This is a genomic window from Methylobacterium isbiliense, from assembly GCF_022179325.1.
In the GTDB taxonomy this organism is placed as follows: Bacteria; Pseudomonadota; Alphaproteobacteria; order Rhizobiales; family Beijerinckiaceae; genus Methylobacterium; species Methylobacterium isbiliense.
In genome coordinates, this window is sequence record NZ_BPQQ01000071.1 from 1 (window position 1) to 14800 (window position 14800).

The window sequence follows — 14800 nt, forward strand, 5'->3', positions numbered from 1 at the left end:
TGGCGGTAGGCCAGTACGTTCTGTGCGAGGGAGACCCCCATCGAGCCGCCGACATTGCGCGCCACGTTGATCAAGGCCGAGGCTTGGTCGGTCTGCTCCTTGGGGATGCCCTCGTAGGAGGCGGCGGTGATCGACAGGAAGATCATCGGAAGGCCGATGCCGATGTAGATGCGCGACCAGACGAAGAAGCCGAAGTTCAGGTCGCCGTACAGGTTCGTCAGGTCGATCATCGCGAAGGCGATGATCGTCGCGCCCGCGGCGATGAGGTACTTGGGCTGGACGAAGCCGGAGACCCGGCCGATGACGAACATCATCAGGCAGGTGACGACGCCCCCCGGCGAGAGGGCGAGGCCGGCCCAGGTGGCGGTGTAGCCGAAATAATCCTGCAGCAGCTGCGGCAGGAACTGCGTGGTGGCGATCAGGATCGCGCCGGTCGCCATCATCACGAGGAAGCAGGAGCCGAACTGGCGCCGGCCCAGGAGCCGCAGGTCCACCACCGGGTTCCGGTGGTTCAGCTCCCACGGGATCATCGCCACGAAGGCGACCGCCATGATGGCCGCGAAGGTGACGATGAGGTTCGAGCCGAACCAGTCCTTCCGCTGCCCCTCGTCGAGCACGACCTCCAGCGAGCCGAGGAAGGTCGCCACCAGCAGGAAGCCGACGAGGTCGAAGCGCACGCCCTCGCGCCGCAGGCGCCGCCGCTCCTCCACCGCCGCGGGCGGGTCCTGGACGAGGAGGTGGATCAGCACCAGGGCCACCACGCCGACCGGGGCGTTGATCAGGAAGCACCAGTGCCAGGAATAGGTGTCGGAGAGCCAGCCGCCGAGGGTCGGCCCGACCACCGGCGCGACCACGATGGCGACCCCGTAGAGCGCGAAGGCTTGGCCGCGCTTCTCCGGCGGGAAGGAATCCGCCAGGATCGACTGCGCGAGCGGGGCCATACCGCCGCCGAGCCCCTGCAGCACCCGGAAGAACAGCAGCGATTCGAGGCTCCAGGCGAGGCCGCACAGCACCGACGAGACGGTGAAGAGCGTGATCGCCGCCATGAAGAACGCCTTGCGCCCGTAGCGCTTGGCGAGGAAGCTCGACGCGGTCAGCACGATCGCGTTGGCGACGAGGTAGCTCGTCACCACCCAGGCCGCCTCGTCCGGCCCGACCGCGAGTCCGCCCGAGATGTAGCGCAGCGCCACGTTGGCGATCGTGGTGTCGAGCACCTCCATGAAGGTCGCGAGCGCGACCACCATGGCGACGATCCAGGGATTGCGCCCGCCGGCCCCCTCGGCGGGGCAGGGCGCGCTCACCGCACCCGCACCGTCGGCACGATGGACATCCCCGGGCCGATCGCCACGTCGTCGGGCCAGCGATCGACCACGATCTTCACCGGCACGCGCTGCACGACCTTCACGTAGTTGCCGGTGGCGTTCTCGGCCGGGAGCAGACTGAAGGCGGTGCCGGAGCCGGGCTGCACCGAAGCGACCCGTCCGGTGATCCGGCGGTCCGGATAGGCGTCGATCTCGACATCGACGCTCTGGCCCGGGCGCATGTCGGTGATCTGGGTCTCCTTGAAGTTGGCGGTCACCCAGATGTCGTCCGGCACGAACATGCTGAGCGCCTGGCCCGCCTGCGCGTACTGACCGACCGCGCCGGTGAGGCGCACCAGCCGGCCGCTCTGGGCGGCGGTCACGGTCGTGTAGTCGAGGTTGAGGCGGGCCTGCGCCTCCTGGGCGCGCGCCTGGGCGAGGCTCGCCTGGGCGCTCGCCTTCTGGGCTTCGAGGGAGCCGATCTGGCGCTCGGCCACCGTCACGGCGGCGTTGGCGCGCTGCAGGTTGGCCTGCTGCTGCTGCTGCTCGGAGGTCGTCTGCTGCGAGCGCTGCACGCTGCCGGACCCGCGCGAGGCGAGATCCTGGTAGCGGGCCGCGTCGGCCTGCGCGAAGGCGAGGGCCGCCTTGGTCTGCTCGACCTGCGCCTTCGCCTCGGCGATGGTGCCCTGCTGGGCGGCGATTTGGGCCTCGGCGCTGAGGATCGAGGCCTGCGCCGCGGCGACCCGGGCCAGGGCCTGCTGCCGGGCGGTCTCGTAATCGCGCCGGTCGATCCGCAGCAGGACGGCGCCCGCCTCGACGTGCTGGTTGTCGGTGACCGGCACCTCGACGATGTAGCCCGACACCTTCGGGGCGATCGCGAATTGGCGCGCCGCCACGAACGCATCGTCGGTGGATTCGTAGGGATGCAGGAAGGTCAGCCAATACCAGTAGCCGCCCGCCCCCGCCGCCAGCAGCACCAGGGCGCCCAGCGCGAACCAGACCGGGTGACGGCGCAGCAGGCCCATGCTGCCCGCCCGATCGCGGCCTGCCGCCCGCTCGGGCTCGGCTGGCGGGCGCGCCTGGGCCGGCCGGCCGTCGGCGGGCACGGCAGGATCCTGTCCGTCGCGGTGCTTCGCGTCGGTTCGCTCGTCCAACATCTCTGTTGATCCCGGGACGGCCGCGTGTGCGGCCCTTGCAGGAGCCCGCCTCGCGCAAACAAATGTTCGCACCGCGGACCGGTTCCCCAGGGTGAGACGATTCTTCCGCGACGGTCGGCACGATCTTGCGCCCGGCGACATCCTCTCGGCAGAGCGATCATGACGCAAGGGAAGTGGAGGAACGCCGGCCAGCGCGGTGCGTTCAACCCGAGGATGCGCCGGCCCAGCTTTGCGCGCACCCCTTCATTGCCGGAGATGACCATGACCGCCGGAACGCCTCTTCCGACCTCCGATCCGGGTCTCGATCGCCTCGGGGCCATGAGCGCGGTGCTGGCCCGCAACTGGTGGCTGATCGCGCTGCGCGGCGCGGCCTCGATCCTGTTCGGCATCATCGCGCTGGTCTCGCCCTTCGCGACGCTGCTCACGCTGGTGATCTTCTTCTCGGCCTACATGCTGGTGGACGGCATCGCCGGGATCGTGGCGGCGGTGCGCGCGGCCCAGCGGCACGAGCGCTGGGGACTGCTCCTGGCGGAGGGCCTGCTCGACATCGCGGTCGGCGTGCTGGCCTTCATCTGGCCGGGCAGCACCCTGCTCGCCTTCGTCTATCTCGCGGCGGCCTGGGCGCTGGTGACGGGCGGCCTGATGATCGCGGCGGCGTTCCGGCTGCACCTCGACCACGGGCGCTGGTGGCTGGTGCTCGGCGGCGTCTGCTCGGTGCTGTTCGGGATCGCGCTCCTGATCAACCCGGTGGTCTCGCTCGCGGTGCTGACCGCGTGGCTCGCCGCCTACGCGATCGTCTTCGGCATCCTGATGCTGGTCCTCGCCTTCCGTTTGCGCAGCCGGAACGCGGCGGCGACGGGCGCGCCGCCGGCCGGGACGGTGCGGCCGGCCTGAGCGCGCTTCACGAGGCGATCGCCGCGTCCTTCCACAGCCACGCCGCGCCCCGCACGCCCGACGCATCGCCGTAGCGGCTGCGCACGATCGGGGTCGTGAACGTGTCCGAGATCACGTGCGGCGCGGTCAGTTCGGTGAGGCCGGGATAGACCTCGTCGACGGTCGAGAGGCCGCCACCCAGCACGATCACGTCGGGATCGAGGATGTTGACGACGACGGCCAGGCTGCGGGCGAGGCGCGCGCGCCAGCGCTCGAAGGTGGCGCGCGCGCCCGCGTCGCCCGCCCGCATCGCCGCGACGATGGCTTCGCCGGCGAGCCTCTGCCCGGTGGTGCGGGCATGGTCGGCGGCGAGCGCCGGGCCGGAGAGCCACGCCTCGACGCAGCCGCGCCGCCCGCAATAGCAGGGCGGGCCGGGGCGCTCGTCGTCCTGCGGGGCGGGCAGGGGATTGTGGCCCCATTCGCCGGCGATGCGCTGGCGGCCGGAGAGCGCGCGGCCCTCCACGGCGATGCCGGAGCCGACGCCGGTGCCGAGGATCACCGCCCAGACCAGGGGCGCCCCCGCGCCCGCGCCGTCCACCGCCTCGGAAACCGCGAGGCAGTTGGCGTCGTTCTCGATCCGCACCGGCCGCCCGAGCCGGTGCTCCAGATCCTCCTTGAACGGGCGCCCGATCAGCCAGGTGGAGTTGGCGTTCTTGACGAGGCCGGTCGCCGGGGAGACCGCGCCCGGGATGCCGAGGCCGACCGAGCCGGTGCCGCCCGCCTCCTGCTCCAGCGCGGCGACGAGGCCGGTCATGGCGGCGAGCGAGCCCTCGTAGTCGCCGCGCGGGGTCGGCACGCGGCGCTCCGCCCGCACGCGGCCGTCCTGGTCGAGGACGATGCCGGCGATCTTGGTGCCGCCGACGTCGAGCCCGATGAGCAGGGGAGGGGGCTGCGTCACGGGCCGGCCGGCACCGGCTTGTCGTCGGCGATCTCGGTGCCGATCGCCACCGGGTTCGCCATCACCTCGCGCAGCTTGACCGGATCGAGTTCGCCTTCCCAGCGGCTGACCACGATGGTGGCGACGCCGTTGCCGACGAGATTGGTGAGCGCCCGGCACTCGGACATGAACTTGTCGATGCCGAGGATCAGCGCCATCGCGGCCACCGGCACCGGGTTGCCCGGGATGGCCGCCAGCGTCGCGGCGAGCGTCACGAAGCCGGCGCCCGTCACCCCCGAGGCGCCCTTCGAGGTCAGCATCGCCACCAGGATGATGGTGGCGTACTGCCCGAACGAGAGGTCGGCCCCCACCGCCTGCGCCAGGAACAGCGTCGCCAGCGTCATGTAGATGTTGGTGCCGTCGAGGTTGAACGAGTAGCCGGTGGGGATGACGAGACCGACCACCGAATCCGAGGCGCCCAGCCGCTTCATCTTCTGCATCATGTGCGGCAGCACCGTCTCGGACGAGGAGGTGCCGAGCACGATGAGCAGCTCGTCCTTGATGTAGGCCAGGAACTTCAGGATCGAGAAGCCGCAGACCCGGGCGATGGCGCCCAGCACCACCAGCACGAACAGCAGGCTCGTGATGTAGAAGGTGGCGACGAGGCCGGCGAGGTTGCCGAGCTTGCCGATGCCGTACTGCCCGATGGTGAAGGCCATCGCCCCGAAGGCGCCGAGCGGCGCGAGCTTCACGATGAGCCCGATGATGCGGAAGAAGATCTCGCCCGCCACGTCGATGGCGTGGATCGCGCCGCGCCCGCGCTCGCCGAGCCCCGTGATGACGACCCCGGTGAGGATCGAGATCAGCAGCACCTGCAGAAGGTCGCCGGTGGCGAAGGCGTCGAAGAAGCTCTTGGGGATGATCGCCATCAGGTGGCCGATGGTCGAATCGTCGGCCGCCTTCTTGGCGTAGCCCGCCACCGCCCCCGCATCGAGCTTGGACGGGTCGGCCCCGAAGCCGGCGCCCGGCTGGATGATCTCGCCGACGATCACGCCGATCAGCAGCGCGAGGCTCGACACCACCTCGAAGTAGATCAGCGCCTTGAGCCCGACCCGGCCGACCTTCTTGAGGTCGCCGATCGACGCGATTCCGTGCACGATGGTGCAGAAGATCACCGGCGCGATCATCATCTTGATGAGCGCGATGAAGGCGTCGCCGAGCCACTTCATCGATTTCGCCGTGTCCGGCGCGACATAGCCGAGGAGGACGCCGAGGGCGATGGCGATCAGCACCTGGATGTACAGCACCCTGTACCAGGGCTGTTGCGGTGCGGCGGCGTGCGTGGCGGTGTGCTGCATGTCTCCCCCCCTCCCCGGACCGGGCCGCAGGCAATCCCGCGGCCACGCCTGAGGGCCCGCATTCTATGGACCCGCGACACGCCTTAGTCCTGCTGCGTAATCCAGCACAATACCGTGTGGTGGAAAAACATCGTGAAGGCGGGACGGAGGGCTTTTCCGCCCAAGCTTCCTCAGGGACACTTCGGCCCGGAGGCCATGCGGGGAATGGCCTCCGGGCTGAGGGAGGAGGCCCGTGCTCCAGCGCGTCGTTCCGTCGGTCTTCGGCCTCATGCTGGCCTGCGCGGCGCCGATCGGCGCGGCGCCCGCCCGCGCGGGCGTGGTGGCGCAGGTCGACCGCAACGCCCAGCGCATGCGCGTCTACGTCGATGGGGCGCTCGCCCATGTCTGGCCGGTCTCGACGGCGCGCTCCGGCTTCGTCACTCCGGCCGGGCAGTACCGGGTCTACCGCCTGGAGCGGTGGTGGTGGTCGCGCAAGTACGGCGGGGCGATGCCGTACGCCATGTTCTACCGCGGCGGCTACGCGATCCACGGCACGGCGGCGGTGGGCCGGCTCGGGCGCCCCGCCAGCCACGGCTGCGTGCGCCTCGCGCCCTCCCATGCCCGATGGCTGTTCGAGATTGTGCGGAGCGCCGGCGGGGCCCGGGTGGTGATCCGCTGATTCCGTCTCCGCTTGATCGAAGCGGAGACGGAATCAGCAAAGCCCGCGCGGTGGAGCCCAAGGCTCCACGCGACTGAGCGAAGCCCACATCCGCCATCCCGAAGGGATCAAGCGGATGTGGCATGAGAGGTCAGGTCGGCTGGGTGCGGCGGGGGCGCACCGTCCAGCGCTCGAAGGCGGCCGCGCCCTCGTCGCTGCGTCCCTCGCCGGGCGTGGCGGCCCCCAGCGCCTGCGAGAGGCTCTCGATCACGTCGTCGATGCGCGCGTCGCCGCCCTCCGCGCCCTCGGGCTTCGCGGCGGCCGGAGGGGCTCCCTCGGCGGCGGGCGTGCGGCTGGCGAGGCGGCGCAGGGCGTTCGTCACGCTGGATTCGTCGCGCGCGCCCTGCCCGGAGCCGTAGCGTCCGAATCCGTATCGCGTCTCGACGAGGTCGAGCACTGCGTCGAGGGCGGCGTTGCTGAGCGCGACCTCGTCCACCTGCGGCGGTCCCTGCAGCGCGACGGTGCGCGCCTCGTAGGCGGCGTCCCCCGTCACCTCGGGGCCGAACCATGCCGGCGCCGCGAAGGCGCTTGCATCCTCGTCCGGCCCGAACGCCACCGTGACGACGTCGAGGGCGCCGGGCGTGACGAAACGGTCCACAAGCGCCTCGCGCCCGCCCTGGAGCGCCACCACGGTGCGGTCGTAGGCGGCCTTGCCGGCGCAGACGTCGAGAAGGGCATCGCCGTGGGCGCGCGGCACCTCGGTGCGCTCCTCGGTGGCGGCGCCGTTCGCATCCGTGGTCACCAGCACGAGGTGGCACTGCTGGCCGTCCACCCGCACCAGCGAGGTGCGTCCGCCCTGGGGCTGGAAATAGCCCTCGGTGACGCGCGAAGCCCCCCGCTCCTTCCGGATCAGCCGGACGAGGGAAGGCGCCACCAGGAAACGCCGCGCCAGGGTCATGGCCGTCAACTCCACTCGATCACTCAACGGACGGGGCGCGAGACCCCGCGGACTTCAAGGCGCGGGCAATGCGGCGAGAGCAGGACCGAGCCCCGTGCGGGAGCGGCTTTCCCACAGATTCGTCGCGCGCCGGAACCGCGGCCGGGACTGCCCGGCCGCCGGCCTTGATCGCGCAAATCGTAACCGATCGCGATCTGATCTCCAACAATCCTAGACGGATGAGGTCGGATGAGGCGGCACCGGCCGGTCGAGACTGGCCGAGATCAGTGAATCCGCGATCCGGGTGAGCGTACGGGCGGGTCCGTCCGCCCCGAAGATCTGGCCGCTGGCGAAGGTGCCCTCGATGAGCAGGAGGAGGCCGTCCGCGAGCAGGCCGGGATCGCGCGCGCCCATCTCGGCCGAGACCGCGACGAGCCGCGCCCGCAGCACGGCCTTGCTCGCGCAGGCCGCCGCCCGGGCGGGATGATCCGCCTCAGGATGCTCGATCGCCGCGTTGGACAGACCGCAGCCGCGATAGCCCGGACGGGCGGTGCGCTCGGCGAGGTCGGCCAGGAACGCCATCAGGCCCGCCCGCCGGTCGTCAGGATGTGCGTCGAGGAAGCGCTCCAGACGCGCCCGGAAGGCGGCGTCGAAATCCTGCAGGCAGGCCACCGCGAGCGCGTCCTTGGAGGCGAAACCGCGGTAGAGGCTCGGCTTCGTCACGCCCGCGCGCTCGACGATCTCCTCCACGCCGACCGCCCGGATGCCGCGGCGGTAGAACAGCTCGCGCGCGGCCGCACGGATGCGGTCGCCTGCGCGCCTGCGCTCCGCGCCCGGCATCCCTGCCTCCGCCTCCTCGCCGCCCGCGCGCTCCATCACGCCCCTCTGGCTTTCGCCCTTGACGATGTTACTGACTGGTACGTAACATCATAGCACGGAATCGGGGGCTGTCCCACATGTCGCAAGCCATCGCCACCGGGGGCGTTCCCCCCGCCTCGCGCCGGCCGTTCGGTCAGAACTACGCCTTCGTGGTCGTGGGGGTGGTCTTCCTGGCGCTGCTGGCGGCGGCAGGCCTGCGCGCGGCGCCCGGCGTGCTGATCCTGCCCCTGGAGCAGGCCTTCGGCTGGAGCCGCGCTACCACCTCGTTCGCGGCCGGCCTCGGCATCTTCCTGTACGGCATGGTGGGTCCCTTCGCGGCGGCCCTGATGCAGAGCTTCGGCATCCGCCGCACCCTGCTCTGCGCGCTCGCGCTGATGTCGGGCGCGACGGCGCTGAGCGCGCTGATGAGCGAGCCCTGGCACCTCGTGGCGACCTGGGGCGTGCTGTCGGGGCTCGGCAGCGGGTGCGTCGCCATCGTGCTCGGCGCCACGGTGGTCAACCGCTGGTTCGTGGTCCGGCGCGGCCTGATCATGGGCCTGCTCACCGCCAGCACCGCCACCGGCACGCTGGTGTTCCTGCCGGGCTTGGCCGCCATCGCGGCGGCGGGCGGCTGGCAGCCGGTGGTGCTCACCGTCTCGGTGGCGGTCGCGGCGCTCATTCCCCTGGTCTGGTGGCTGCTGCCGGAGCGCCCGGGCGATATCGGCCTCGTGCCCTACGGCGCCGCGCCGGGCAGCGCGGTCGAGCCGCCGCGGCGGGCGAACCCCTTCCGCAGTGCCATCGACGGGCTGGTGCGGGCGAGCCGCCGGGGCGACTTCTGGCTCCTGTTCGGTACCTTCTTCATCTGTGGCCTGACCACCAACGGGCTGGTGGGCACGCACCTGATCTCGTTCTGCGCCGACCAGGGCCTGCCGGAGGTGCGTGCGGCCGCTCTGCTCGCCATGATGGGCGTGTTCGACCTCATCGGCACCACCGGCTCGGGCTGGCTCACCGACCGCTACGACCCGCGCAAGCTCCTGTTCATGTATTACGGCCTGCGCGGCCTGTCGCTGATGGCGCTGCCCTTCACCGACTTCTCGTTCTACAGCCTGTCGATCTTCGCGGTGTTCTACGGACTCGACTGGATCGCCACGGTGCCTCCGACGGTGCGGCTCACCAACGAGATCTTCGGCGAGCGCGACGCGCCGATCGTCTTCGGCTGGATCGCGGCCGGCCACCAGGCCGGGGCGGCGACGGCCGCCTTCGGGGCCGGCTTGTCGCGGGCGGCCGAGGGCCGCTACCTCGAAGCCTTCCTGGCCGCCGGCCTCACCGGGCTCATCGCCGCCGTGATGTCGCTGATGATCGCCCGGGCGGCGCGCCGGCCCGTGGCCGCCTGACGGGGGCGAGGGGCGAGGGATCTGACCCCGCGCCCCGCGATGGGGTATGGAGGCGTCCCCTCGCCAAAACGAGACCCGCATGACGGACACACAAGCCCGCCCGCAGCCGATCCCGCTCACCGTCCTCACGGGCTTCCTCGGGGCCGGCAAGACGACGCTGCTCAACCGGCTGCTGCGCGAGCCCGCGCTCGCCGACACGGTGGTGATCGTCAACGAGTTCGGGGAGATCGGGCTCGACCACCTGCTGATCGAGACCGTGGACGAGGGCTTGGTGCTGCTCGGGGCGGGATGCCTGTGCTGCACCGTGCGGGGCGACCTGATCGCCACCCTGGAGGACCTGCTGCGCAAGCGCGACAACGGCCGCATCCAGCCGTTCCGCCGGGTGGTGATCGAGACCACCGGCCTCGCCGATCCCGCGCCGATCCTGCATGCGCTGCTCTACCACCCCTACATCGCCCTGCGCTACGCGCTGCAGGGCGTGGTGACGGTGGTGGATGCGGTGAACGGCGCCGGTACCCTCGACGCCCACCCGGAGGCGGTGCGGCAGGCCGCCGTGGCTGACCGGATCGTGCTGACCAAGACGGATCTCGCCGGGGAGGCGGACGCCCTGCGTGCGCGGCTCTCCGCCCTGAACCCGGCCGCGCCCCTGCTGCCGGCCGACGCCCCGGCCGAAGCCATGCTCGGCGGCCTGTTCGGGCTCGACGGCAAGCTCTCGGATGTGAGCCGGTGGCTCGGCGCCGAGGCGGTGGCCGCACAGGAGCAGCAGCCTGGGCACCACCACGGGCACCATCACCACGGGCACCACCATCACCACGACGTGAACCGCCACGACGCGGCGATCCGCGCCTTCACCCTGAGGAGCGAGGCGGCGGTGCCGCGCCCGGCCTTCGAGATGTTCCTCGACCTCCTGCGCTCGGGGCAGGGGGCGAACCTCTTGCGCCTCAAGGGGCTGGTGGCGCTGGCCGACGCGCCGGAGCGTCCCGTGGTGGTGCACGGGGTCCAGCACGTCGTCCACGCGCCGGTGACGCTGGCGGCGTGGCCGGACGGCGACCGAACCTCGCGGCTGGTGCTGATCCTGCGCGACGGCGATCCGGCCTTCGTGCGCCGCCTCTGGGACGCCTTCCTGGGCCGCCCGGCGGTGGACAGCCCGGATGCGGCGGCGCTCGTGCACAACCCGCTCGCCATCCCGGGGGCCTGATCCGGTCTGGTTCTTGATTGGTGAACGGATGCGTGAGGCATCCGTCCCGGATCGGGACAGGCCGGGAGGGCGAGGAATGGCGCAGCACAGGTTCTCGGTCATCCGGGGCGGCGGGTCGGATCAGGAACCGGGCCGCTGGACGACCGAGATCGTCCGGCCGTCGGAGCTGAGCGAGGCGGACATCGCCGGCTGGCGGGCGCTGCTGGCGCGGGCGGCCGAGACCTCCGTGCTCGCCGATCCGGACGTGGTCCTGACGCTGGCCCAGCATTGTGCCCGGGGACAGCTGCTCCGGCTGCTGCTGGTGCGCCAGGGGAGCGAGGACGGGACGACGGTACGGGCGGTGCTGCCCGTGCGGCTGCCGGGCGGCCTCTGGCTGCGCGGCGCGGCGCGGCCGTGGATCCTGCCCATCGTCGGCCCGTGCGCTCCGGTGATCGAGGCCGCGCAGGCCGGGGCGGTGCTGCGCACGCTCCTCGACGACCTCGCGGCCGGCGACCGGAGGATCGATGCGCTGCGCCTGTCGGGCCTTGCGCCCGCCGGCCGGATCGCCGCCGCCCTCGGCGAGGCCGCGACGCGCGCCGGCCGGCGCCTGACTCTGCGCCCGCGCGAGGAGCGGTCCGCGCCCCCGCCGCTGAGCCCCGATCCGCTGCCTCGCGCGCCGACCTCGCTCGAGCGGGTGCGCGAGCCGCGTCAGGTGCGCGACGCGGTGGAGCGCTTCCTCGCGCTCGAAGCGTCTGGGCCGGGTCCCTGCCTTCTGGACGATCCCCCGCTGGCGACCGCCTTCCGGGTGGTGGTGCGCCGCTTCGCCCATCGCCGCGAGGCCTGCGTCGATCTCGTGCGGCGCGACGGGGCGGTGATCGCCGCCGCCATCCATCTCGGTCCGCCGGGACGCGAGCGGATCTGGCGGCGGGCCGGCCTCTTGCTCGCCGGGGCGCAGGCGCCGCCTCGGCCGGGCCTGACCCTGGAGGCGGAGGTCTCGTTGGCGCGGGCGGGCCGGCGCGAGGCCGAGACCCGGCCGGCCGCGCCCGCGGTGCGGCAGGCGCGCTGAGGTGCCGCTACTCGTCCTCGCCGAAGCGGTTGGCGAGCAGGGCGGCGATCGCGTCGAGGCAGGCATCCTGATCGGGGCCGAGGGCGGTCACGAAGATGCTGGTGCCCTGCGCGGCGCCGAGTGTGAGCAGCCCCATGATGGAGCGCCCGCCCACCGTCTCGCCCCCGCGCGACACGGTGACGTCGGAGTCGAATCGCTCCACGGCCTGGACGAACTTGGCGGAGGCGCGCGCGTGCAGGCCGCGCCGGTTGATGATCGGCAATTCGCGCGCCGCCGCCCCCTCGGGCACCGGCGGAGGACCACACGCGTCGAGATCGGGGTCGTTCATCGGGGCTGAACCCTGCGGGAGCCGCGGCCGCGCCGACGGTCCAGTCCGGAGTGGGTGGGGAGGGGAGCGGCGGCGGTTACTTTCCGGCCAGCACCCGCGAGGCGACGTTGATGTACTTGCGGCCGGCCTCCTGGGCGTGGAGCACGGCCTCGCCGAGGCTCTCCTCGTCCCGGACGCTCGCGAGCTTGATCAGCATCGGCAGGTTGATGCCTGCCACCACCTCGACGGAGCCGCCGTTCATGCAGGAGAGGGCGAGGTTCGAGGGCGTGCCGCCGAACATGTCAGTCAGCACGACGACGCCCTCACCGCTGTTCACCCGGCAGACCGCCGACATGATGTCCTTGCGCCGGACCTCCATGTCGTCCTCAGGGCCGATCGTGATGGTTTCGATCTGCTCCTGCGGCCCCACGACGTGCTCCAGCGCGGCCTTGAACTCCGTCGCGAGCAACCCGTGGGTGACGAGCACCATTCCAATCATCGACACGAGATCCGACGCCCCTTTCAGAGCCGAGCCGCCATTTTGTGCAGCGCAAGGGCGAGCGCAAGAGCATTGCGGCGAAATCCGCGTCAGCCCGCCACCATCATGCCACGGTGCCGCCGCCAGCGCCACAACACCGTACTCGTCCGGGCCGGGTCCCGGGGAAGAACGATCCTCGGCAGGCGGATGCCGAGGAGAACGACGCTCTCCTCCTCCCGTCCGGTCATCCGCGGCGCGGTCTCGGCGAGGTCCGCCACCAGCCGCACCACCGCCGAAGGCAGCGTGTTCTCAACGGTTTGGGGGCCGAAGCCGCGGATCTCCACCAGCCCGGCCAGCAGCGGGTGCGGGCGGGCGATCAGCCGCCCGTGCCGGGCGTCGAGACCGATGCGGTCGTCCCCGACCAGGGCCGCGTAGCAGCGCAAGATAGGGCCGCTGTCCAGAAGGTCGCGGGCCAGGGTCGTTTTGCCGCTGCCCGATGCCCCGCGAATCAGGATGCCGACCTCGCCGAGCACGACGCAGGAGGCGTGGATCGTCAGGGGAGGGCTCAGCGCGTGAGCCCCGGGATGCGCACCACGAAGCGGGCACCGAGCACGGTCGGCTCCCCGTCCTCGTCGGGCGGGCCGAGGCGGTTCTCGGCCCGGATCGTGCCGCGATGGGCCTGGACGATCTGGCGGGAGATCGACAGGCCGAGCCCGGAATTCTGCCCGAAGCCCTGTTCGGGCCGGTCGGTGTAGAAGCGCTCGAAGATCCGCTCCAGGGCGTGGGGCGGGATGCCCGGGCCGTCATCCTCCACGATGAGTTCGATGGTGCTGCGCAGCCGGCGCAGGGTCACCCGCACGGTCGCGCCCTTGGGCGAGAAGGAGCGGGCATTGTCGAGCAGGTTGTTCACCACCTGTCCGAGCCGGCTGTCGTGGCCGATGATCGCGAACGGGTCCTCGGTGCCCGGCGGCGGCGGGTCCACCGTGAGGGCGATGGCGGCGTCGCGCGGGCGCCGGCGCTCGTTGGCCACCGAGGTGACGGTGGTGAGGAGCTTCTTGAGGTCGACCCGGGCGGCCTCGGCGCGCGCGAGCTCCGCATCGAGGCGCGAGGCGTCCGCGATGTCGCTGATCAGCCGGTCGAGCCGCTTCACGTCGTGCTGGATGATCTGCATCAGCCGGCCGCGCGACTCGTCGGTCTTGGCGAGCGGCAGGGTCTCGACGGCGCTGCGCAGGGAGGTCAGCGGGTTCTTCAGCTCGTGCGAGACGTCGGCCGCGAAGTTCTCGATGGCGTCGAGGCGCCGGTAGAGCGCCTGCGTCATGTCGCGCAGCGCCCCCGAGAGGTGGCCGATCTCGTCCGTGCGCTTGGTGAAGTCGGGGATCTCCTGGCGCGACTTGATGCCGAGACGCACCCGCTCGGCGGCCTCCGCCAGCCGGCTCACCGGGCCGACGATCTGCCCCGCGACGAGGAGCGAGAGCACCACCATCACGAGCGCGGCGATCAGGAAGACCTGCAGCAGCGCGAAGCGCTCGGAGGCGATGATCTTGTCGATGTCGCCCTCGGGCGTCGACAGCAGGAGCGCGCCCCGCACCGTGCGGGCGCGCTGGATCGGCACCGCCACGGAGACGATCGTGTCCCCCTGCGGCGTGCGCCGCACCAGGGTGCCGCGGGCGCCCTGCAAGGCGCGCTGCACCTCCGGCAGGCTGCGGCCGTCCGCCGGGCCGGCCTCGTCCTGCGGCTCGCCGCGGCGCAGGAACGGCAGGTGCCGCGTCACCCCGTTCCAGGCCCGCTCCATCAGGCTGGGCTTCTCCTTGCGCACCGGCACCTCGGGCCGGGCGAGGTCGCCGCGGACGTAGAGGTTGCGCGAATCGATCAGGCTCGTCCCGTCGCGGTCGTAGACGCGCGCGCGCGTCCCGGTCGGGGTGGTCAGCCGGCGCAGCAGCGGCGCCACCCGCTCCGGGTTGAGCGAGAATTCGAGCGCCGACAGGGTCTCGTCGCCGCTACCCTGCAGCTCCCCGGCCTGGAGCTGCAGCAGGCGGTCGGGATCGATGCTGATCGCGTCGGTGTCGACGGTGGCGGAGGCCGCGATCGCCCCCGCGATGATGTCGCCCTGGGTGAGCAGGCTCTGCACCCGCGCCTCGATCAGCCCCTGGCGGAACTGGTTGAGGTAGAGGAAGCCGATCAGCAGGGCGATCAGCCCCGCGAGGTTGAGGACGACGATGCGCCGCGTCAGGCTCGACGAGGCGCGCTGGGCGAACCAGCGCCCGATGCTGCGCGGGCCGAGCCGCTCGCGCAGAGGGGCCTCCTCGGAATCCGTCTCGGC

Annotated in this window: 15 protein-coding genes; 5 read left to right on the forward strand and 10 right to left on the reverse strand. The window is 72.0% G+C overall.

Going from position 1 to position 14800, the window contains the following annotated elements; all coding sequences use genetic code 11:
* The coding region (locus MFF61_RS26170) for a DHA2 family efflux MFS transporter permease subunit (RefSeq protein ID WP_238240689.1) at positions 1 to 1244 on the reverse strand (1244 nt) is incomplete at its 3' end.
* Between the two features lie 53 nt (positions 1245 to 1297).
* The gene (locus MFF61_RS26175) at positions 1298 to 2458 is read right to left on the reverse strand and encodes an HlyD family secretion protein (RefSeq protein WP_238240632.1); all 1161 of its coding nucleotides are present in this window, start codon (positions 2456 to 2458) and stop codon (positions 1298 to 1300) included.
* Positions 2459 to 2713: 255 nt separating this feature from the next.
* Here MFF61_RS26175 and MFF61_RS26180 point away from each other — a divergent pair, with 255 nt between their 5' ends.
* The gene (locus MFF61_RS26180) at positions 2714 to 3352 is read left to right on the forward strand and encodes an HdeD family acid-resistance protein (RefSeq protein ID WP_373324803.1); all 639 of its coding nucleotides are present in this window, start codon (positions 2714 to 2716) and stop codon (positions 3350 to 3352) included.
* A gap of 7 nt (positions 3353 to 3359) precedes the next feature.
* Here MFF61_RS26180 and MFF61_RS26185 read toward each other — a convergent pair whose 3' ends face one another.
* Positions 3360 to 4289: an ROK family protein gene (locus MFF61_RS26185; RefSeq protein ID WP_238240634.1), complete on the reverse strand. Its 930-nt coding sequence runs from the start codon at positions 4287 to 4289 to the stop codon at positions 3360 to 3362.
* Positions 4286 to 5626: a dicarboxylate/amino acid:cation symporter gene (locus MFF61_RS26190; protein WP_238240635.1), complete on the reverse strand. Its 1341-nt coding sequence runs from the start codon at positions 5624 to 5626 to the stop codon at positions 4286 to 4288. The genes MFF61_RS26185 and MFF61_RS26190 overlap by 4 nt, the downstream gene beginning before the upstream one ends.
* 232 nt (positions 5627 to 5858) lie before the next feature.
* On the opposite strand from MFF61_RS26190, the gene MFF61_RS26195 reads away from it, so the two are divergent.
* Positions 5859 to 6284, forward strand: coding sequence for a L,D-transpeptidase (locus MFF61_RS26195; protein ID WP_238240636.1), 426 nt, complete (start codon positions 5859 to 5861; stop codon positions 6282 to 6284).
* A gap of 130 nt (positions 6285 to 6414) precedes the next feature.
* On the opposite strand, the gene MFF61_RS26200 is transcribed toward MFF61_RS26195, so the two are convergent.
* The gene (locus tag MFF61_RS26200; protein ID WP_238240637.1) at positions 6415 to 7221 is read right to left on the reverse strand and encodes a CYTH domain-containing protein; all 807 of its coding nucleotides are present in this window, start codon (positions 7219 to 7221) and stop codon (positions 6415 to 6417) included.
* 210 nt (positions 7222 to 7431) lie between these two features.
* Positions 7432 to 8076 (reverse strand): TetR/AcrR family transcriptional regulator, encoded by a 645-nt coding sequence (locus MFF61_RS26205; protein WP_238240638.1) that lies wholly within the window; start codon positions 8074 to 8076, stop codon positions 7432 to 7434.
* Positions 8077 to 8156: 80 nt separating this feature from the next.
* Here MFF61_RS26205 and MFF61_RS26210 point away from each other — a divergent pair, with 80 nt between their 5' ends.
* The 3 genes from MFF61_RS26210 (at position 8157) to MFF61_RS26220 (ending at position 11695) form a co-directional block, all read left to right on the forward strand.
* Positions 8157 to 9452 carry an MFS transporter gene (locus MFF61_RS26210; protein ID WP_238240639.1) on the forward strand — a complete coding sequence of 432 codons (1296 nt, stop codon included), beginning with the start codon at positions 8157 to 8159 and terminating at the stop codon, positions 9450 to 9452.
* A 79-nt stretch (positions 9453 to 9531) separates the two neighbouring features.
* On the forward strand, positions 9532 to 10650 hold the full coding sequence (locus tag MFF61_RS26215) for a CobW family GTP-binding protein (protein ID WP_238240640.1): 1119 nt from the start codon (positions 9532 to 9534) through the stop codon (positions 10648 to 10650).
* Between the two features lie 76 nt (positions 10651 to 10726).
* Positions 10727 to 11695, forward strand: coding sequence for a hypothetical protein (locus MFF61_RS26220; RefSeq protein WP_238240641.1), 969 nt, complete (start codon positions 10727 to 10729; stop codon positions 11693 to 11695).
* Positions 11696 to 11702: 7 nt separating this feature from the next.
* On the opposite strand, the gene MFF61_RS26225 is transcribed toward MFF61_RS26220, so the two are convergent.
* From MFF61_RS26225 to MFF61_RS26240, 4 genes are all read right to left on the reverse strand, one after another.
* A complete protein-coding gene (locus tag MFF61_RS26225) occupies positions 11703 to 12023 on the reverse strand; it encodes an HPr family phosphocarrier protein (protein WP_238240642.1) in 321 nt (106 codons plus the stop codon).
* Between the two features lie 76 nt (positions 12024 to 12099).
* The gene (locus MFF61_RS26230) at positions 12100 to 12501 is read right to left on the reverse strand and encodes a PTS sugar transporter subunit IIA (protein WP_238240643.1); all 402 of its coding nucleotides are present in this window, start codon (positions 12499 to 12501) and stop codon (positions 12100 to 12102) included.
* An 89-nt stretch (positions 12502 to 12590) separates the two neighbouring features.
* Positions 12591 to 13013, reverse strand: coding sequence for an HPr kinase/phosphorylase (locus MFF61_RS26235; protein WP_238240644.1), 423 nt, complete (start codon positions 13011 to 13013; stop codon positions 12591 to 12593).
* A 32-nt stretch (positions 13014 to 13045) separates the two neighbouring features.
* On the reverse strand, positions 13046 to 14773 hold the full coding sequence (locus tag MFF61_RS26240; protein WP_238240690.1) for a sensor histidine kinase: 1728 nt from the start codon (positions 14771 to 14773) through the stop codon (positions 13046 to 13048).
* Between the last annotated feature and the right edge of the window lie 27 nt (positions 14774 to 14800).